Here is a 19,101-nt window from a genome sequence, read left to right on the forward strand (position 1 = left end):
CTATTTTGCCAGCGCGCCGGCCAGGGAGCGAATATCGTTCCCGGTCGGCGTCTGGTGTATGCGCAGGCCAAATTCATCAATCACCGCGAAAATATGATCGAAAATATCGGCCTGAATCGCCTCATATTCCGCCCAGATCACGGTGTTGGTAAAGGCGTATATTTCAATCGGCAGCCCGTTGGCGTCCGGCGCTAATTGCCGCACCATTAAGGTCATATCCTGGCGAATACGCGGGTGGTTGCGCAGATATTCATTCAGGTAAGCGCGGAAAGTGCCAATATTGGTCATCCTGCGCAGGTTCAGCACCGACTCGCCTTCGCCATTCTCCTGATTCCACAGCGTAATCTCCTCGTGGCGTGTCGCCATATAGGGCTTTAGCAGCTTCGCCTGAATCAGCTGCTGCTGCTCCTGCTCGTCGAGAAAATGGATGCTGGTGGTATCAATATTCAGGCTGCGCTTAATCCGCCGTCCGCCGGAGGCCGACATGCCGCTCCAGTTGATAAAGGCGTCTGAGACCAGCGCCCAGGTCGGAATGGTGGTGATGGTGTTATCGAAATTGCGCACCTTGACGGTGGTCAGGCCGATATCCGTCACCGTACCGTTGGCGCCGTATTTCGGCATCTCCAGCCAGTCGCCGAGCTTGAGCATATCGTTGGCGGAGAGCTGAATGCCCGCCACCAGCCCGAGAATGGGATCTTTAAAGACCAGCATCAGCACCGCGGCCATCGCGCCCAGACCGCTGATCAGAATGGCGGGGGACTGGCCGATCAGCAGGGAGATAATCAGAATGCCCACCAGAATGGCGCTCACCAGCTTGATGCCCTGGAAGATCCCCTTCAGCGGCAGCTGCGAGGCGGTCGCCATTTTCTGCGACAGATTGAAAATCACGTCCAGCAGCGAGAAGAACGCCAGCAGGGCGTAAACCATCACCCACAGCTTCGCGCAGGTGGTGAGTATTTCCGCCGCGTCGCTGCCTTTTTGCAGCCACAATACCGCCTGAACGTTGACGATGATCCCCTGCAGGGTAAAGGCCAGACGGTGAAATAATTTATTCTGGGTAATGATTTGCAGCCATAAATGGCTGCTGGCCCGGGCGCGTTTCTCGAACGCCCGCAGCACCACTTTGTGCAGAATAAAATGAATAATCAGGGCAGTAAGAAAAATAATGCCAAAGATGATCACAAGGGAGGTGGTGTGATTAATTTCAATGCCTGTCTCTTCGACCAGGGAAATGAACTCCTGCATAACGTCTCCTGTATTAAAGCAGCCGCCATAATGGCGGCTGAGGATCTATTATGCAAATTCGCCAGGCCTATTTTACCGCCTGACAGGTCTTCACCACCGGCAGGCACAGGCGATGGCGCAGCCGCAGCGTGACCAGCGCCAGCACGATCATCATGACGGTTTCCACCACCAGGAAGACGTTAATCGCCTCTGCGTAATCCCCGCGATGGGTGTGCAGGGCGTGGAGCAAAATCGCGCCGAATATCGCCGGGCCGAGGCCGAGCGCCGCCTGTTGCAGGGTGCTGAGGATGGCGCTGGCCGCCCCGGCATCGTCAGGCTGGATATCGCGCATCCCGATACGGTAGAAGCTGTTCACAATCAGCGCCTGGCCGTAGCCCACCAGCCCGGTGGCCGGGGCGAGAGTCAGGGCGGTGTTCTCCAGTCCCCAGATGCGGAAGGTGACGATCAGCGCCAGCAGGCCGGTAATCTGGATTGCCAGCCCGGTCAGCAAAATGGTGCCGGTGCTGTAGCGAGCAATCAGGCGCGGGGCAAACCACGCCGAAACAAAATAGGTCACGCCCAGGGCAATAAAGCTGTTGCCGGACTGCCACGGCGCCATTCCCAGACCGGTCTGCATGGTCAGCGCCATGCAGAACATAAACCCGGACCAGACGCTGAAAAAGAGCAGCGCAATCAGCACGCCAAAGCGGATGCTGCCGAGCCGCATAAGCCGCGGCGGGATCAGCGGATGAGCCTCATCGCGCTCTTTTTTACGCGCATTCAGCGCCATTAAATACGCCAGCGGGATAATGGCGAGAAGCATAGCCTTCAGCGGCCAGGACCAGTGCCACTGCGGCCCCAGCGCCATCGGGAACAGCAGGCAGCAGAGGATCGCCGCCAGTAATGCGGTGCCCGTCCAGTCGATACGCGACGGCGTGTCGCGGCGGGTTTCCGGCACGTAGCGACGGCTCAGGGCCAGCACCAGCAGGCAGATCGGCACGTTGATAAAGAAAGCGTTGCGCCAGCCCAGCCCGGCGATATCCGCCGACACCAGCCAGCCGCCGCCCATCTGCCCGACGATAAAGGCAATCCCGCCGATGCCGCCAAACAGGCTGATGGCTTTCGCATGGGCAGTGCCCTTCAGAGTGACGTGCAGGGTGGCAAGAATTTGCGGCACGATCATCGCCGCCCCTGCGCCCTGAACGATGCGCGCTGCCAGCAGCTGCTCGATATTGCCCGCCATGCCGCACAGCAGCGAGGCCAGGCCAAAGCTCGCCACGCCCCACATAAACAGACGACGGCGGCCGAGGTTGTCCCCCAGCTTGCTGCCAAGGGCCAGGCAGACGGCAAAGGCCACGCCGTAAAGGGCGACAATCAGCTCCAGCCCGGTGGCGGTGGCGTGCAGCGAGTGGGTGATGGCGTCCAGCGCCACGTTGGTGATTGAGGTATCAATCAGCGGCAGCATCTGGCCGGTTAACAGCAATATCAGGCCTGCGCGACCCGGTGAAACAACTGACGTATTCATGGTGACTCCATTGCGTCAAACAGCGTAGCGTCGTAGCATCAACCATCTGATAAACGGGTACCAGTTCTTGCTTATACTGGTACTGGCACTACCATGCAGGGGGCAATATGGCGCTGATGTCTGAACCCGTCACCTCACTTCAGGATGACACCCGTAAACAGCTCGGCGCATTTTTACGCGCCCGACGCGAAAGTCTCGACCCGCAGCGCCTTGGTTTACCGCGCAGCGGTCGACGCCGTACCCCAGGCCTGCGCCGGGAAGAGGTGGCCCTGCTGGCGGACGTGGGCGTCACCTGGTACACCTGGCTGGAACAGGGCAGGGACGTCAACCCTTCAATCACGGTGATGGCGGCGGTGGCGAAGGCGCTGCAGTGCACCCCGACCGAAGCCCGCCACCTCTTCCTGCTGGCCGGCCTGCCGCCGGGTGAAGCGCCCCAGGCGGTCTGCTGCGAGGGGATCAGCGAAGGCACCCGTCGTCTTCTCGACACCCTGATGCCGAAACCCGCCAGCATCCAGAAACCGAACTTCGATATCGTGGCGTGGAATGACAGCTTTGGGCACCTGATGGGCGTCGATTTCAATGACATTCCGCCGGAAGACCGCAACTGTATTTATCTGTTCCTCACCCATCCGGCGTGGCGCGCCCGCCTCGGTAAGCGCGGCGACGTGCTGCCGATTTTCGTCTCCTATTTCCGCGCTGCAATGGCGGAGCACCGGGGTGACCCGCAGTGGGAAGCCAAACTGGCGCGCTTCTTTGCGGTGTCCGAGGAGTTTGAAGCCCTGTGGCACCAGCGTAACGACGTGCGCGGCGTGGAAAACCAGCTCAAGCTGTTTACCCATCCCGAACTCGGCGATTTTCATCTCCAGCAGATGTACTGGTACTCCGCCCCGCGCAACGGCTCCCGCCTGCTGGTCTATCTGCCGGTGGATGACGAGGGCGAGCGCGCGCTGACGTGGCTGGCGGAGCAGGCACAATGAACGTCACCCGCAAACAGGAACGCCTCCTGCGCCGCGCCCTCAACGAATGGCAACAGGAGGGGGCATTAACCGCCGACGAGCATCAGCGTCTGGCTGCCAGCTTAAAACGCGTCGCCATGGACTGGCAGCGCCTCAGCCGCTACGCCTTCTGGACGGCAATCGCCTGCGTCATCATCGCCATCGGTAGCCTGTTTGCCGACAGCGAGCTGATGGCGCGCATCATCGAGTTCTTCGCCTTCTCCTCCATCGCCCGCATCGGACTGCCTGCGCTGATGGCAGGGCTGTTTTATCTGTGGGGATTCAGCCGCCAGCGGCGGGAAACCCAGTGGCACTACAGCACCGAGGCAATTCTGTTCCTCGGCGTGTTCTTCACCGCCATTGCTCTCTGGCAGCTGGGGGAACGGCTGGATACCGGTAGCGGCCATATCGCGCCGCTGTTCCTGCTCGGCTGCGCCGTTTACGGGCTGGTGGGCTTCTTCGGGCGTTCGGGGCTGGTGTGGCTGTTCTTTTTGCTCTCGCTGGGCAACTGGTTTGGCGCGGAGACCGGCTACATGTCCGGCTGGGGCGCCTACTGGCTGGGGATGAGCTATCCGGTCAGGTTTATCTTCTTCGGCGGCGCGCTGCTGGCGCTGTGCTGGTGGCTGCGCGGGATGCTGCGTAAACGCCATCTGTATACCACCAGTAAAGCGATGGGGCTGACCTATCTGTTTGTTGCCCTGTGGATCATGTCGATTTTTGGCAATTACGATATCGATAACGGGTACGGCACCACCCGGGCGGCGCTGCTGCCGTGGGCGCTGCTGTTCGCGGTGGCGGCCGGAATTTGTATTTATATCAGCCTGAAAACCGACGACGGCATGCTGCGCGGATTTGGCCTGACGTTTCTGGCGATCAACCTCTATACCCGCTATTTCGAATACTTCTGGGACGGGATGAACAAGGTGCTGTTCTTCCTGATCCTGGCGGCATCGCTGGCGGTGATCGGGCGCTATGCGGAGCGGATCTGGCACGCGGGAAGCGGGGCGAAGTAGATCTTTTGCGAGAGGGCTTCCGGGATCCGGAGCCCCTTCTGTTGAGGGCTGTCAGAGCGTGTAAGATGAGGTTTAATGTAAACCAACCTGCTGAATCTACGTCATTTAGCTGAGTAGTGAAGTGGGCTATACTTACGCGATGAGAAACCAGCCATGTCCCACTGATGATTGATTCCGCAGATTTCAGCCAAAAACTCGGGCTTATCTCCCGAAACGTCGAACATACCGAAGCGTTTCTGGCAAGGGGTACAGTGGAGTTTCACCTGCCGGGTTTTTTGCTTCCTGTGGGGTACCTGCTCCTGAAATCGCGTTATGGCGATGAATACCGACTCGTCACCACCGACGACGGCAAGCCTTATACGGCGTATGCCGTAAAGCTGGCATTTCATAAAGAAATTACCTTTCCCCACGGTGCCGCTACGCAAGTGATGGTCTGGCGTACGCCACGCGCAGTCCATCAACGCGTGATAAGCGGATTATCTCAATTATTCTTTCAGTGGGTGCTAAGCGAATACGACATTGTGGTATCAGACAGCGAGCAAACCGGCGACGGACAGCGCTTCTGGCTGCGGATGATCGACTGGGCGTTTACCATGAATTATCAGATCGGTGTGGCGGACGGCACGGTTGGTGAAGAGTGGCACTTAACGCCAGTTAATTCATACGCTGAACTGGAAGAGCGCTGGATAGCGTTCGCCTGGCGTAACGATAGCGACGTGCATCCGCATCGCAGCCTGGTTATCAGTAAAAAGTAACGGGCCGCAAATCGCGGCCCGTTTGTATCAGCACTCAGTCACAATGGTGCTCAGCGGCAGGCGAGATTTTGGCAGTGTGGCGTTGAAATCTTCCACGCTGTGATGCCCAACCGGCACCACCACCAGGCTGGTGAAGCCTTTCTCTTTCAGACCAAACTCTTCGTCGAGGACTGCGGCGTCGAAGCCTTCAATCGGCACTGCATCCAGGCCCATCGCGCCCACGCCCAGCAGGAAGTTGCCGACGTTCAGGTAAACCTGTTTCGCCATCCACTGGTCGTCATCTTTCAGATCGACACGGTGCAGATCGGCGAAGAAGGTGCGGCCTTTGTGGTTGGCGGCTTTCGCTTCTGGCGTGTTGAAACGGCCGTCGGCCTCTTCCTGATCCACCACGCGCGTCAGCCAGGCATCGTCCATCGCGGTTTTGGCGCAGAACACCACCACGTGAGAAGCATCCAACATTTTGCGTTCGTTAAAGACAAAGCCACCGGCTGCGGACTTCGCCACCCGCGCTTTACCTTCCTCGGTGCTGGCGACGATAAAGTGCCACGGCTGCGAGTTGGTGCTGGACGGGCTGTACTGCAGCAGGGTTTTAATCTGTTCCGCCTGGTCGGCAGTCAGTTTTTTGCTCGGATCAAACGCCTTTGTGGAGTGACGTTTTAAGGCAACGGAAATGATATCCATAACTACTCCTGGGTTAACATCGCCCACCGGGGCGAGAAAGGGAAAAGGGTACAAGGGGAAGGGGACAAAGATAAGGGCATTAAGAGCGCTTAACCGCCGGGGCGTAAACGTTTTTGCTCTTTTTTCGGCAGTTTATCCACCACCAGATGCCACGAATCATCGATCAGATCGGCTAGCAGCGCCGGGGTGATATCTTCGGCTGCATAAATCGAAATCCAGTGCTTTTTATTCAGATGGTAGCCGGGCTCGATCCCCCGGTAGATCTGCTGGTTGAGCAGCGATTTTTGCGGATCTGACTTCAGGCTGACGTGCTGGCGTCCATGCGCCACGCCCATCAGCATAAAAATTTTGCCGCCCACTTTAAACACATCGTATTCCGGGCCAAAGGGCCAGCAGTGCTCGGTAAAGGGCAACTCCAGCGCCACCTGCTTTGCGCAGGCGGCGAGCGTTTTACTGTCCATGAATATCCTCTTCGGCTAGCGCTCGCCACATGGCTTCAAAACCCAGCGCCTTAAATTCGGCGGCGCGCGCCGGTTCGCGGGTGGCGAAGGACATCGTCGTCTCCGCCAGCGACAAGAACAGGGCATCGCCAAACAGTCGAAATTCCTCTGACATAAATACCGGGCGGATATGACGACGGCACAGCTCATGCAGTTCCGGGAACATCTCGTGTACCGCCTGTTCGGTTTCGGCGTTAATCTTCTCGCTCACCCCGAGCTGGCGTATTGCGCCGTGGGCCACCGGGTTGCGGATCCCCCAGTCAACGTAGCTGTTCCAGATATTGCGGGTATGCTCTTTCGGCTGGGTGAGGGCACGATCCATATTCGCCAGCATGGTCTGGCACAGATCCTGTTTCAGGTGCAGGTAGAGGGCGTTGAGCAGATCGTCTTTGGTGGCGAAATAGCGAAACAGGGTGCCTTCAGCCACCCCTGCGCTGCGGGCGATTAACGCGGTAGAAGCCGCAATGCCCGACTGGGCAAAAGCGGTGGTTGCCGCGTCCAGCAACGCCAGTTTTTTATCTTCACTTTTCGGACGAGCCACTGCATTTCCTCCAGTTTATGTGCAAAAACCCCGATTGAATCATGCCCTTTGCGGGGCTGCAACGCGGAATGTCAAAGATCTTAAAACGTCTTGACGACTTTCGCATCACTTCTATAATGAGTGCTTACTCACTCATAATCAAGTTTTGCCCGCGCAGGCCATCGGATGGGGCGCGAATTCGGGTCGGGATATGAAAAAGCGTTTTATTATTAGCCTGGTGGTAGTGATGATTATTGCATCAGCGGCGAGTTTGCCGTTTGTACTGAATGCCGGATTCGGCCAGCCGCCACAGGGCGCGCAGCTGAGTGAGTTTGCCGCTTCGCCGCGGTATCGCGACGGTCAGTTCCATAACACCCTGCCCACGCCGGGGTTTACCGGCAACAAGAACATGCTGGCGGCGTGGTGGGATTTTCTGGTGACGAAGCGTGAGAACGCCCGTCCGGCCCAGCCGCTGCCGCTGATTAAAACCGATCTGGCCCAGTTACCCCTGAATCAGGACACCCTGGTCTGGCTCGGCCACTCCTCGTGGTATCTGCAGCTGGCAGGCAAACGTATCCTGATCGATCCGGTGTTCAGCAGTTACGCTGCACCCTTTTCCTTCCTCAACAAAGCCTTTGCCGGCGAGTACCCCTGGCACGCCGAAGAGATGCCCGACATCGATCTGCTGATTATTTCTCACGATCACTACGATCATCTCGATTACGCCACCATCAAGGCGCTGATGCCGAAAGTGAAGCGCGTGGTCACGCCGCTCGGGGTAGGTTCGCATCTGCGTTACTGGGGTATGGATCCGTCAATCATCGAGGAGCGGGACTGGGATCGGTCGGTGCGCATCAGCGATGACCTGACCGTGCACGTTCTGCCGGCGCGGCATTTCTCCGGGCGGGGACTGAAGCGCAACCAGACGCTGTGGGGCAGCTTTATGTTTGTCACCCCGCAGCAAAAGGTGTTCTACAGCGGGGATTCCGGTTACGGCCCGCACTTTAGCGCCATCGGGGAGCAGTTTGGCAGCATCGATCTGGCGATCATGGAGAACGGACAGTACGACCAGGACTGGAAGTACATCCACATGCAGCCTAATGAGACGGCGCAGGCCGCTGCGGATTTGAATGCCCGGGCGGTGGTGCCGGGCCACTCCGGGCGCTTTGTGCTGGCAAAACACACCTGGAACGACCCGCTGATCAAGCTGTCGCAGGCCAGCAAGGATAAGCCGTATCGCCTGCTGACGCCGGAGCTCGGTGAGCCGGTCAGAGTGGATGATGTCACGCAACAATTTTGCGCGTGGTGGGAATAATGTTAAATCGAAGAGCAGAGGGGGAGAGCAGCATGACTATTTCCGCTCAGGTTATCGACACCATTGTCGAGTGGATCGACGACAACCTTCATCAGCCGTTGCGGATCGAGGATATTGCCCGTCACGCGGGCTATTCCAAGTGGCACTTACAGCGGCTGTTTATGCAGTATAAAGGCGAGAGCCTTGGGCGCTATATTCGTGAACGTAAGCTGCGGCTGGCGGCGCGGGATCTGCTGGAGTCAGACGAAAAGGTCTACGACATTTGTCTGCGCTACGGCTTTGACTCCCAGCAGACCTTTACCCGCGTCTTCACCCGTACCTTCAACCAGCCGCCTGGCGCGTATCGCAAGGATAACCACAGCCGGGCGCACTAATGCGCATTCCCCTCCCGTGCGGGAGGGGATATTTAAGGCCACTATTTTAGAAACGATACTGCAGGCCGACGGCGAAAACATAGTTTTCGTTTTCGATCCCCGCCGCATCGCCATGCACATATAAGGAAGGTCCCCCGAGCAGGTTATCCCTGATTTCGGTACCGCCTTTTCCCTCGTCATAGCGCGTCCAGCTAAATTCCGCGAACACTTTGGCATTCGGCGTCACGTAGTAGCCCACATCCACCATTGCGGCATAATAATCGGCATTATTGGCTTCATCGCGGTAGGTGAACTGGCGATCGTAATGCTCGTCATTATCTCTGGCGCGTACCCACGGGCTATATCTGACCTGACCATTGATCTCAATATTCTCATAGCGATACATTCCCACAAGGCCAGCATAGGCGACACCAAAACGCTGTTTGTACGAGATACCGCGATCGTTATCCGGGTACTCGCCGGTCATTTCGCCGTTGCCGTAACTGTAGGTCCCGCCATGGGATGACCAGCTAAAGCGGGTTTTTTGATAGCCAAGCATTGCGCCAAGCCGGTAATTTTCCTGCTTCAGCAACCAGCCCTTGGCACTCAGGTCAAATTCGTTGGCATGATTGAGGCGGCTTGCCGGATGGGTTGACCAGTCTGTCGGGCTCTCCTGGTTGGGATCCATCCAGTCGTAATCATCCATATGCGATCCGCTGGAGGCAAGGGTCGTCCAGCCGCGGGCAGTGAGCGTGAGCCGCGGGAAAATGTCCCACGAGAGCTCTCCTTTAATCACCGGCGAATTTTTTAATTTCCAGTCCAGCTCGCTCTGTTGATGGCCCGTAGAGGCGTTATACACCCGCTCGTGTGATTCGCCAGCGAGAATGCCCGTAGATAAGGCTGCGGAAAAGCTTTCCGGGGATAAGTTAATGATTGACGCTTGCGCGCCGGCCCACGGCAGGCCAGCGGATAACATTAAAAATAGGGACAGTCCTTTTTGTCGCATCATGACATCCTTGTGCTGATATTAACTCTACGTAACGGCAATGTTACGTGGTGAAAGGGGCGGACAAGATTAGCATTAACGGGTTTTGTTGCGGTGCTCAGGCGGGGGAAATCGGATTTTGATTATTTCTTATATGCCATTGATTATAAATGATAAAAAATCATTTATTGATAGAATGATTATGGCCGTGATGAGACGTTCTCCCTGAACGGGACGCATTCAGGGGAGAAACGGCGGATCGCTGAGATTAATCGGCCTGCGAAAACCAGCGGCGCCAGATGAAGCGCAGGACAAAGAACTCAACGGTGCCGAGCAGTAAAAACCACAGGCAGAAGATAATGGTGTAAAGCTGGTTGAGATCCATCAGATGGAAGGTGCTCATCAGCTTCTGTGCCACCACCAGCCCCAGCGAAGGTGCAGGCAGCAGCAGAACGGAGAGAAAGGCCATCAGCAAGATGCCGCCTGCCGTTAACAGTGTTTCTAACGGGTGTCTCATGATTATGTTAATCGTCAGTTAAAAATAACATTCTCCCGGATAGGGCTTCGTAAAGCAATATCCTCTATCAGGTGCGCGGGCGATAAATAATCGCCCGCTAATTTGCTGATATTCCCCTGCCAGATACCCGCTAATTCAATTAACCTGCGTTAATGTAAATTATTGTCACCCGCCGGAAAATAGTTTTACAAAGGTATAAGTGCTATATCCAATTAACGTCGCAATAACAATGGCTGCGATAATATATAACGCCAGGCGACGCCCGCGATAAATTCCAAACATGCTGACCCCTCGTTTAGTTTAGGTTTAGAAATAATTTGTAAAAATCACCGCATTGAAATGAAACGTTTTCTGTTTAATGCCATCGACAGAAATAATAGTGCGTTAAATTAATTGCCGTGACAACCCATTAAATTAACGCCTGACGATTTATAAAAGCAGAAATGGAATTCAGGCTTTTGCTCACTGCGAACTGAAGGAGCTGAAATATGACCAAAATACATCACCCTCACACGCCACCGTCCACGGCGGACCACGCACCGACGCAGGCTTATCAGCAGACCGTCGAGCAGGCCCTCGCGGCGCAGCACAGCAACACGTCTGGCCTGAGCCGTGCCGAAGCTCAGGCGCGCCTGCAGCAGCATGGCCCCAATGCCCTGCCGGAAAAAAAAGCCAGACCAGCGTGGCTGCGTTTTCTGGCCCATTTTAACGACGTCTTAATTTACGTCCTGCTGGCCGCCGCGGTGTTAACCGCAATAATGGGCCACTGGGTCGATACTCTGGTGATTCTGGGTGTGGCGGTGATTAATGCCTTAATTGGTCATATTCAGGAGAGTAACGCCGAAAAATCCCTGAGCAGTATCCGAAATATGCTTGCCAGCGATGCGCGCGTTATTCGCGAAGGGGCCCATGAAACAATACCGACAACTGAAATAGTTCCCGGGGATATTATTGTCCTGCGCGCCGGAGATCGTATTCCGGCAGATATGCGGGTGATCGAGGCGCATAATTTACGCGTGGAAGAGGCGATCCTCACCGGCGAATCTACGGTGGTCGATAAACATATTCTGCCGCTGACCGGGGAATTAACCCTGGGCGACCGCACCAATCTGCTGTTCTCCGGCACCACCGTCAGCGCGGGCGGCGGCCTGGGCGTGGTGATTGCCACCGGTCAGCAGACCGAGCTGGGCCACATCAACCAGATGATGGCCGGAATTGAAAAACACCGCACCCCGCTACTGGTGCAGATGGACAAGCTCGGCAAAGCCATCTTCGGCCTGATTATGGCGATGATGGCCGCGCTCTTTGTCTTCAGCCTGCTGCTGCGTGATATGCCGCTCGGCGAACTGCTGCTGTCGTTAATCAGCCTGGCGGTGGCCGCGGTGCCGGAAGGTCTGCCAGCCATCATCTCGATTATCCTGTCGCTTGGCGTGCAGGCGATGGCGCGTAAGCGGGCCATCATCCGCAAGCTGCCTACCGTAGAGACGTTAGGGGCGATGACCGTGGTCTGCTCGGATAAAACCGGCACCCTGACCATGAACGAGATGACCGTCAAAGCGATCATCACCGCTGACAGCTGCTACCGCGTCGAGGGTGACAGCTATTCCCCGGAAGGCAATATCTGCCTTGAGGGCAGCGACGAGCCGGTACAGATCCAGCCGGGCACCGTGCTGGAACAGTATCTGCGCACCATTGACCTGTGTAACGACAGCCAGATGATTCAGGACGAGCGCGGCCTGTGGAGCATTACCGGTGGGCCGACCGAAGGCGCGCTGAAGGTACTGGCAGCGAAAGCCCACCTCATGCCGGTGATGACCACGCTGCTCAACAAGATCCCGTTCGACTCACAGTACAAGTACATGAGCACCCACTACCAGATTGGCAGCGAGGAGCAGATCCTGATCACCGGCGCGCCGGACGTCATTTTCGCCCTCTGCGCAGAGCAGCAGACCCGTAACGGCGCAGAAGCCTTTAACCGCGCGTACTGGGAAACCGAGATGGAGCGCTATGCCCGCCAGGGGCTGCGCATGGTGGCCGCGGCGTTCAAACCGGCGAACGGTGAACAGGAGCTGACCCACGACGACCTCAGCCACGGCCTGATCTTCCTCGGCATCGCCGGGATGATGGATCCACCGCGCCCGGAGGCGATCGACGCCATTCACGCCTGCCAGCAGGCGGGGATCCGCGTGAAGATGATCACCGGGGATCACCCGCAGACGGCGATGAGCATCGGGCAGATGCTGGGGATCGCCAACAGCGCCCAGGCGGTAACCGGCTATCAGCTGGAGCATATGGATGATGCCGGGCTCGCAAAAGCGGCGGGGGAGTACGACATCTTCGCCCGTACCAGCCCGGAGCATAAGCTGCGTCTGGTGAAGGCCTTGCAGGAGCAGGGCGAGATCGTCGGCATGACCGGCGACGGCGTGAACGACGCCCCGGCCCTGCGCCAGGCGGACGTGGGCATTGCCATGGGCATCAAGGGCACCGAAGTGACCAAAGAAGCCGCCGACATGGTGCTGACCGACGACAACTTCGCCACCATTGCCAGTGCGGTAAAAGAGGGCCGTCGCGTCTACGACAACCTGAAGAAGACCATTCTGTTCATCATGCCGACCAACCTCGCGCAGGGGCTGCTGATTGTGATTGCCCTGCTGGCGGGGAACATCATTCCGCTGACGCCGGTGCTGATCCTGTGGATGAACATGGCGACCTCCGCCACGCTCTCTTTCGGACTGGCCTTTGAAGCCGCCGAGCGCAACATCATGCGTCGTCCACCGCGTCAGACCGGGCAGCACGTGATGGATGCCTACGCCGTCTGGCGCGTGGCCTTCGTCGGTACCCTGATTGCCGTCGCCGCCTTTGCGCTGGAAGCCTGGCTGGCCCCGCGCGGCCACAGCGCAGAGTTTATCCGTACCGTGCTGCTGCAGATGCTGGTCTGTGCCCAGTGGGTCTACATGATTAACTGCCGCAACACCGGGGGCTTCTCCCTGAACCGCGGCCTGTTGGCAAACAAAGGGATCTGGCTGGTGACGGGCGTGCTGCTTTTGCTGCAGCTGGCGATTATCTACCTGCCGTTTATGCAGATGCTATTCGGCACCGAAGCTCTGCCGCTGCGCTACTGGGGCGTCACCCTGGGGATGGCGAGCGTGATGTTCTTCATCGTCGAAATCGAGAAGCGCCTGACCCGCAGGTTCCGTAAGGCTGCATAACCTCAAACCTTACCCCTCACCCTCTCCCTACAGGGGAGAGGGTCATATTCAGAGATAATCCCCATGAAACTGACCTTCCTGTGCGTACTCCTCACCTGCGCCCTGCAAACCGCCTTTGCCGCCGCCATCCCCGTGCGCGTCGCCACCGTGGAGCAGACCGCCCACGCCGCCGAGCGCCAGATCCCGGGCCGCGTCGAAGCCATACACACCGTTGAACTGCGGGCGCGCACGGAGGGCGTGATCGCCCGGGTGCACTTCCGCGACGGGCAGTATGTGAAAAAGGGAGACCTGCTGTTTGAGCTGGACAACGCCGAGCCGCGGGCCGCCCTGCGCCTGGCGCAGGCCGAAGTCAGGAGCGCAGAAGCCACCCTGCGTCAGGCGCAGCAGCAGCTCTCCCGCTTTGAGAGCCTAGGCAGTAACAACGCCATCAGTCGTCACGACGTGGATAACGCCCGCATGCAGCGCGACGTCGCCCGCGCCGCGCTTGAGCAGGCGAAAGCCCGGCTCGAAACCCGTAGCGTCACCCTGGCGTACACCCGCATTACCGCGCCCATTGATGGCCGCGTGGGACACAGCAACTTCCACATGGGCAGCCTCGTGAACCCGGCCAGCGGCGTGCTGGTGGAGGTGGTGCAGCTCGACCCGATCCGCATTGCCTTTGCGCTGGAGGAGGGAGCCTTCGCCACTAAAGCCGGGCAGCATTCGGACATTCGCGCCATGAAGCAGGCCTGGCAGGTGCTGATAGACAGCAACGGTCAGCGCATCAGCGGGGAACTGACGTCCGTGGATAACCGCATCGACCCGCGCACCGCCAGCGTGATGCTGCGCGCCGAGTTTGCCAACCCGCGCCATCAGCTATTGCCCGGCGGCAACGTAAACCTGTATCTGCGCCCGGCAAGCGTTCAGCCAGTGCTGACCCTGCCCGCCGCGGCGGTGCAGCAAAACGGTAACGGATACTTCGCCTGGGTGGTTAACGCCGACGGTAAAGCCGAACAACGCCCGCTGACCCTTGCCGGGCAGATCGGCCAGCAGTTTCAGATTGCCTCCGGCATCGAGTCCGGTGAGCGAGCGATTACTGACGGCGCGCAGCGCGTGCAGCAAGGCGCTGCCGTTCAGATACTCAATTAAGGAGCCACCATGCTGACGTTTTTCATCAAACGCCCGCGCTTCGCAATGGTGATCGCGCTGGTCATCACCCTGCTGGGGGCTATCGCGCTGAGGATGATTCCGGTGGAGCAGTATCCGCAGATCACGCCCCCGGTCGTGAATGTGTCAGCGTCATGGCCCGGTGCCAGCGCGGCTGACGTGGCGGAAGCCATCGCCACGCCGCTGGAGACCCAGCTGAACGGCGTGGATCATATGCTCTATATGGAATCCACCAGCTCGGACGAAGGCAGCTACAGCCTGAACATCACCTTTGCCGCAGGAACGGACCCCGATTTAGCCGCCATCGACGTGCAAAACCGCGTCGCGCAGGCCGTGGCGCAGCTGCCCGCCGAGGCGCAGCAAAACGGCGTGCAGGTGCGCAAGCGCGCCACTAACCTGATGATGGGGGTAAGCCTTTACTCACCGAACAACACCCACACGCCGCTGTTCGTCAGCAACTACGCCAGCACCCAGGTGCGCGAGGCGCTGTCCCGCCTGCCGGGCGTTGGGCAGGTGCAGATGTTTGGCGCGCGGGACTACAGCATGCGCATCTGGCTGCGTCCGGACCGCATGAACGCCCTGAACGTCACCACCGACGACGTGGCCCAGGCGCTGCGGGAGCAGAACGTGCAGGGGGCGGCAGGCCAGGTCGGCACGCCACCGGTGTTTAACGGCCAGCAGCAGACCCTGACCATTAACGGGCTGGGGCGCTTAAATCAGGCTGAAGATTTCGCCGGGATCATTATCCGCGCGGGGGAGATGGGCCAGCTGGTGCGCCTGAAGGATGTCGCCACCATTGAACTCGGCTCCCGCAGCTACAGCTCCGGCGCACAGCTGAACGGGCATGACTCCGCCTACCTCGGCATCTACCCCACGCCGTCCGCCAACGCCCTGCGCGTGGCTGACGCGGTGCGCGCCGAGCTGGAACGTTTGTCCGCACGCTTCCCGGGCGATCTGACGTACGAAGTGAAATTCGACACTACCTCCTTTGTTGCGGCCACCATCAAGGAGATTGGCGTTTCGCTGGCGCTGACCCTGCTGGCGGTGGTGGTAGTGGTTTCCCTGTTTTTGCAAAGCTGGCGCGCGACGCTGATTGTCGCGCTCGCCATTCCGGTGTCGCTGGTGGGCACCTTTGCGGTGCTCTATACGCTGGGTTATTCCGCCAACACCCTCAGCCTGTTCGCCATTATTCTGGCGCTGACCATGGTGGTGGATGACGCCATTGTGGTGGTGGAGAGCGTCGAAACGCTGATGGCGGAAGGGCAGAGCCGCACGGCGGCCACCGCCCAGGCGCTGCGGCAGATTGCCGGGCCGGTGATTGCCACCACCCTGGTGCTGCTGGCGGTGTTTGTGCCGGTAGCGCTGCTGCCGGGAATTGTCGGCGAGCTGTATCGCCAGTTTGCGGTCACGCTCTCCACCGCAGTGACGCTCTCAAGCCTGGTGGCGCTGACCCTGACGCCCGCGCTCTGTGCGATGCTGCTGCGCCCGCGTCCTGCGCGCCCGGCGGCAGTCTATCGCACCTTCAACCGCGGGCTGGACGCCACGCGCAATCTTTACACCCGCATCGTGAACGTTTTAAACCTGCGCCCGTGGCTGGCGCTGCTGGCGACCGCAGGCGCGGCGGCTGTCGTCGCGTTCAGCTTTATGTCGATGCCAAAAGGCTTCCTGCCCCAGGAAGATCAGGGCTACTTCTTCGCCAGCGTCCAGCTGCCGGAGTCGGCCTCGCTGGAACGGACCGAAGCGGTGATGGCGACGGCGCGGGCGCTGATCGCCAAAAATCCGGCGGTGGAGGACGTGATTCAGGTCTCCGGGTTCAACATTCTCAACGGCACCAGCGCCTCCAACGGCGGCTTTATCTCCGTGATGCTGAGGGACTGGAGCGAGCGGCCACCGCTGGATGCGGTGATGGGCACATTGCAGCACCAATTGCTGGCCCTGCCGGAAGCGACCATCATGACCTTCGCGCCCCCGACGCTGCCGGGGCTGGGCAACGCCTCCGGCTTCGACCTGCGCATTCAGGCCCAGACGGGGCAGAGCCCGGCGGAGCTGGAACGCGTCACCCGGGAGGTGCTGGCGAAAGCCAACCAGCACCCGCAGCTGAGCCGGGTGTTCACCACCTGGAGCAGCAACGTGCCCCAGCTGACCCTAACCGTTGACCGCGAGCGGGCCGCACGCCTCGACGTGCCGGTGTCGCGCATCTTCAGCAGCCTGCAAACCGCTTTTGGCGGCACCCGCGCCGGGGATTTCAGCGTCAACAACCGCGTCTACCAGGTGGTGATGCAAAACGAGATGCAGTGGCGCGAGCGCGCGGAGCAAATCAGCGAGCTGTTCGTGCGCAGCAATAACGGCGAGCGGGTACGCCTGAGCAACCTCGTCACCATCACCCCGACCGTCGGCGCGCCGTTCCTGCAGCAGTACAACCAGTTCCCGTCGGTGTCGGTAAGCGGCTCGGCGGCGCAAGGGGGGAGCAGCAGTACCGCAATGGCGGTGATGGGGCAGCTTCTGGCAGAGAATCTGCCCGCCGGATACGACTACGCCTGGAGCGGCATGTCGTATCAGGAGCAGCAGACCGGCAACCAGGCGATCTGGATCGTGCTGGCGGCGGTGGTCATGGCGTGGCTGTTCCTCGTCGCCCAGTACGAAAGCTGGACGCTGCCGGCGAGCGTGATGCTCTCGGTGCTGTTTGCCCTCGGCGGGGCGCTGGTGTGGCTGTGGATAGCGGGGTACGCCAACGACGTTTACGTGCAGATTGGGTTGGTGCTGCTGATCGCCCTTGCCGCCAAGAACGCCATCCTGATCGTCGAGTTTGCCCGCGCGCGGCGCATGGAGGGAGTGGCCATTGTCGATGCTGCCCGCGAGGGGGCGTCCCGCCGCTTCCGGGCAGTGATGATGACCGCCGTGTCGTTCATTATCGGGGTCCTGCCGATGATGCTGGCGACCGGAGCCGGTGCCCAGAGCCGCCGTATCATCGGCACCACGGTGTTCAGCGGCATGCTGGTGGCCACCGTGGTGGGGATTGTCTTTATCCCGGCGCTGTTTGTGCTGTTCCAGCGCCTGCGCGAGTGGGGGCACCGGCTTACGGATTAGTCGCCCACAGCTCGGCATGTTTTTGCACTAAGGAGATGAGCGAGCCACCGTCTGCGATAAAGTCCCGCATGCGCTGCGCCTCGCTCTTGCCCTGCTTCAGCATCAGGCCAATCTCCTGAATCGCGCTCGTCGCGCCCAGCTTCTCCGCAGACGGCGCCACGCGCTCCAGCAGCCAGGCGAGATCCTCCGCAATGGTTTTCTGCTCTCCGGTATGCACGTCCGTCAGGATCCCCGCTAACCCGTAGCGACAGGCCTGAAAACGGTTAAAGCGGTACAGCAGAAAATCCGCTTCCTGATGCTTATAAGGCCGCGTGGTCAGCAGCCAGTGCGAGGTGGCCTGAATCAGCCCGGCGATATTGATGGCATGGGCGAGGGTGAGCGGCGTATCCATCACCCGCACCTCCACGGTGCCAAAATGCGGGCTGGGGCGAATGTCCCAGTGCAGATCTTTGATGCTGTCGATCATGCTGGTGTGGCTCAGGCGACGAAACAGACCCTCGAACTCCTGCCAGCTGTTAACCCACGGCATCAGGCCGTTATCCGGGAACCCCGAGAAGATATTGAGGCGCGATGAAGCAAACTTCGTGTCGGTGCCCTGCATGTAGGGCGAGGTTGCCGCCAGGGCGATAAAGTGCGGCACGAAGCGCGACAGGCCGTGCAGCAGGTAAATGGCGTCATCGCCGGTGCGACACCCCACGTGGACGTGCTGGCCGAATACCGTGGCCTGCAAAATCAGATAGCCAAAGCGCTCCAGCGTGGCGTTATAACGCTCGTCCTCGCACACCTCCTGACGCTGCCATTTCTGAAACGGATGCGTGCCGCCGCCGCAGATCCGGATATGGTGCTCCGCCGCGGCGCGCAGGATGCTCTGCTGCATGGCGGAGAACTGCGCCGCCGCCTGGTCGATGTTGTGGCACACGCCGGTGGCGATCTCGAGCATGCTTTCGGTGATGTCATGCTTCACCTCTCCGGCTTTGATGTCGTTTTTCACGGCGTCGATCAGGGCGGAGGAGTCCTGGCTAAGATCGTAGCCCGGCGGGTTAACCACCTGCAGCTCCAGTTCGATGCCCAGGGTATAGGGTTCAGAGGAATGAAAGTCGGGTAAAGGCATAGCGCACTCCGTTGTCTGTGATGAGTTGAGTATAGACAACGGGGGGATCTCGCTCCGGGCAGGTGAAGGCATTGGCTGCGGGTGAGCGCTGTCATTAAAAAATAGAAAAGCCTAAACTTGGACAAAATACATTGGTTGTGTAAGTTTTAACTATGCCGCAACCAC

16 protein-coding genes are annotated in these 19,101 nt (G+C 59.2%); 8 read left to right on the top strand and 8 right to left on the bottom strand.

Features of this window, described 5'->3' with window-relative positions; all coding sequences use genetic code 11:
* Entirely contained in the window at positions 1-1,245 is a 1,245-nt protein-coding gene (locus tag ES815_RS15265; protein WP_142488525.1) for a mechanosensitive ion channel family protein, read from the bottom strand.
* 67 nt (positions 1,246-1,312) lie between these two features.
* Positions 1,313-2,749, bottom strand: a complete 1,437-nt coding sequence (locus ES815_RS15270; RefSeq protein WP_142488526.1) for an MFS transporter — start codon at positions 2,747-2,749, stop codon at positions 1,313-1,315.
* Positions 2,750-2,856: 107 nt separating this feature from the next.
* Between ES815_RS15270 and ES815_RS15275 the strand changes: the two genes are divergently transcribed.
* The 3 genes from ES815_RS15275 to ES815_RS15285 all read left to right on the top strand — a co-directional run bounded on the left by ES815_RS15275 (position 2,857) and on the right by ES815_RS15285 (position 5,512).
* Positions 2,857-3,726, top strand: coding sequence for a helix-turn-helix transcriptional regulator (locus ES815_RS15275; protein ID WP_142488527.1), 870 nt, complete (start codon positions 2,857-2,859; stop codon positions 3,724-3,726).
* Entirely contained in the window at positions 3,723-4,757 is a 1,035-nt protein-coding gene (locus ES815_RS15280) for a DUF2157 domain-containing protein (protein ID WP_142488528.1), read from the top strand. Before ES815_RS15275 ends, ES815_RS15280 begins: the two co-directional genes overlap by 4 nt.
* A 164-nt stretch (positions 4,758-4,921) precedes the next feature.
* Complete coding sequence (locus ES815_RS15285) at positions 4,922-5,512, top strand: hypothetical protein (protein ID WP_142488530.1); 591 nt, start codon at positions 4,922-4,924, stop codon at positions 5,510-5,512.
* 27 nt (positions 5,513-5,539) lie between these two features.
* Here the strand turns inward: ES815_RS15285 and nfsB are convergent, their stop codons facing one another.
* The 3 genes from nfsB to ES815_RS15300 form a co-directional block, all read right to left on the bottom strand.
* Entirely contained in the window at positions 5,540-6,193 is a 654-nt protein-coding gene (nfsB, locus tag ES815_RS15290) for an oxygen-insensitive NAD(P)H nitroreductase (protein ID WP_142488531.1), read from the bottom strand.
* Positions 6,194-6,282: 89 nt separating this feature from the next.
* Positions 6,283-6,654 carry an MmcQ/YjbR family DNA-binding protein gene (locus ES815_RS15295; RefSeq protein ID WP_142488532.1) on the bottom strand — a complete coding sequence of 124 codons (372 nt, stop codon included), beginning with the start codon at positions 6,652-6,654 and terminating at the stop codon, positions 6,283-6,285.
* On the bottom strand, positions 6,644-7,234 hold the full coding sequence (locus ES815_RS15300; RefSeq protein ID WP_142488534.1) for a TetR/AcrR family transcriptional regulator: 591 nt from the start codon (positions 7,232-7,234) through the stop codon (positions 6,644-6,646). The genes ES815_RS15295 and ES815_RS15300 overlap by 11 nt, the downstream gene beginning before the upstream one ends.
* Positions 7,235-7,424: 190 nt before the next feature.
* Here ES815_RS15300 and ES815_RS15305 point away from each other — a divergent pair, with 190 nt between their 5' ends.
* Both ES815_RS15305 and ES815_RS15310 read left to right on the top strand, forming a co-directional pair.
* Entirely contained in the window at positions 7,425-8,528 is a 1,104-nt protein-coding gene (locus ES815_RS15305) for an MBL fold metallo-hydrolase (protein ID WP_142488535.1), read from the top strand.
* Between the two features lie 32 nt (positions 8,529-8,560).
* Complete coding sequence (locus ES815_RS15310; protein ID WP_106992253.1) at positions 8,561-8,902, top strand: RamA family antibiotic efflux transcriptional regulator; 342 nt, start codon at positions 8,561-8,563, stop codon at positions 8,900-8,902.
* A gap of 46 nt (positions 8,903-8,948) precedes the next feature.
* Here the strand turns inward: ES815_RS15310 and ES815_RS15315 are convergent, their stop codons facing one another.
* Both ES815_RS15315 and ES815_RS15320 read right to left on the bottom strand, forming a co-directional pair.
* Positions 8,949-9,890, bottom strand: a complete 942-nt coding sequence (locus tag ES815_RS15315; protein ID WP_370649938.1) for an omptin family outer membrane protease — start codon at positions 9,888-9,890, stop codon at positions 8,949-8,951.
* Positions 9,891-10,134: 244 nt separating this feature from the next.
* Positions 10,135-10,383, bottom strand: coding sequence for a DUF1158 domain-containing protein (locus ES815_RS15320; protein WP_142488536.1), 249 nt, complete (start codon positions 10,381-10,383; stop codon positions 10,135-10,137).
* Between the two features lie 488 nt (positions 10,384-10,871).
* On the opposite strand from ES815_RS15320, the gene ES815_RS15325 reads away from it, so the two are divergent.
* The 3 genes from ES815_RS15325 to ES815_RS15335 all read left to right on the top strand — a co-directional run bounded on the left by ES815_RS15325 (position 10,872) and on the right by ES815_RS15335 (position 17,825).
* Entirely contained in the window at positions 10,872-13,592 is a 2,721-nt protein-coding gene (locus ES815_RS15325; protein ID WP_142488537.1) for a cation-transporting P-type ATPase, read from the top strand.
* Positions 13,593-13,655: 63 nt separating this feature from the next.
* A complete protein-coding gene (locus ES815_RS15330) occupies positions 13,656-14,720 on the top strand; it encodes an efflux RND transporter periplasmic adaptor subunit (RefSeq protein WP_142488538.1) in 1,065 nt (354 codons plus the stop codon).
* A 9-nt stretch (positions 14,721-14,729) separates the two neighbouring features.
* The gene (locus ES815_RS15335) at positions 14,730-17,825 is read left to right on the top strand and encodes an efflux RND transporter permease subunit (RefSeq protein ID WP_142488540.1); all 3,096 of its coding nucleotides are present in this window, start codon (positions 14,730-14,732) and stop codon (positions 17,823-17,825) included.
* Here the strand turns inward: ES815_RS15335 and ES815_RS15340 are convergent.
* Positions 17,815-18,936, bottom strand: a complete 1,122-nt coding sequence (locus tag ES815_RS15340) for a YbdK family carboxylate-amine ligase (protein ID WP_142488541.1) — start codon at positions 18,934-18,936, stop codon at positions 17,815-17,817. The genes ES815_RS15335 and ES815_RS15340 overlap by 11 nt on opposite strands.
* Between the last annotated feature and the right edge of the window lie 165 nt (positions 18,937-19,101).

The organism is Leclercia adecarboxylata, from assembly GCF_006874705.1.
Classification (GTDB): Bacteria; Pseudomonadota; Gammaproteobacteria; order Enterobacterales; family Enterobacteriaceae; genus Enterobacter; species Enterobacter adecarboxylatus_C.

Bases quoted from the DNA above. Each gene is read 5' to 3' on its own strand.
- ES815_RS15265 (WP_142488525.1), bottom strand. From the start codon at position 1,245: ATGCAGGAGTTCATTTCCCTGGTCGAAGAGACAGGCATTGAAATTAAT.
- ES815_RS15270 (WP_142488526.1), bottom strand. From the start codon at position 2,749: ATGAATACGTCAGTTGTTTCACCGGGTCGCGCAGGCCTGATATTGCTG.
- ES815_RS15275 (WP_142488527.1), top strand. From the start codon at position 2,857: ATGGCGCTGATGTCTGAACCCGTCACCTCACTTCAGGATGACACCCGT.
- ES815_RS15280 (WP_142488528.1), top strand. From the start codon at position 3,723: ATGAACGTCACCCGCAAACAGGAACGCCTCCTGCGCCGCGCCCTCAAC.
- ES815_RS15285 (WP_142488530.1), top strand. From the start codon at position 4,922: ATGATTGATTCCGCAGATTTCAGCCAAAAACTCGGGCTTATCTCCCGA.
- nfsB (WP_142488531.1), bottom strand. From the start codon at position 6,193: ATGGATATCATTTCCGTTGCCTTAAAACGTCACTCCACAAAGGCGTTT.
- ES815_RS15295 (WP_142488532.1), bottom strand. From the start codon at position 6,654: ATGGACAGTAAAACGCTCGCCGCCTGCGCAAAGCAGGTGGCGCTGGAG.
- ES815_RS15305 (WP_142488535.1), top strand. From the start codon at position 7,425: ATGAAAAAGCGTTTTATTATTAGCCTGGTGGTAGTGATGATTATTGCA.
- ES815_RS15310 (WP_106992253.1), top strand. From the start codon at position 8,561: ATGACTATTTCCGCTCAGGTTATCGACACCATTGTCGAGTGGATCGAC.
- ES815_RS15315 (WP_370649938.1), bottom strand. From the start codon at position 9,890: ATGATGCGACAAAAAGGACTGTCCCTATTTTTAATGTTATCCGCTGGC.
- ES815_RS15320 (WP_142488536.1), bottom strand. From the start codon at position 10,383: ATGAGACACCCGTTAGAAACACTGTTAACGGCAGGCGGCATCTTGCTG.
- ES815_RS15325 (WP_142488537.1), top strand. From the start codon at position 10,872: ATGACCAAAATACATCACCCTCACACGCCACCGTCCACGGCGGACCAC.
- ES815_RS15330 (WP_142488538.1), top strand. From the start codon at position 13,656: ATGAAACTGACCTTCCTGTGCGTACTCCTCACCTGCGCCCTGCAAACC.
- ES815_RS15335 (WP_142488540.1), top strand. From the start codon at position 14,730: ATGCTGACGTTTTTCATCAAACGCCCGCGCTTCGCAATGGTGATCGCG.
- ES815_RS15340 (WP_142488541.1), bottom strand. From the start codon at position 18,936: ATGCCTTTACCCGACTTTCATTCCTCTGAACCCTATACCCTGGGCATC.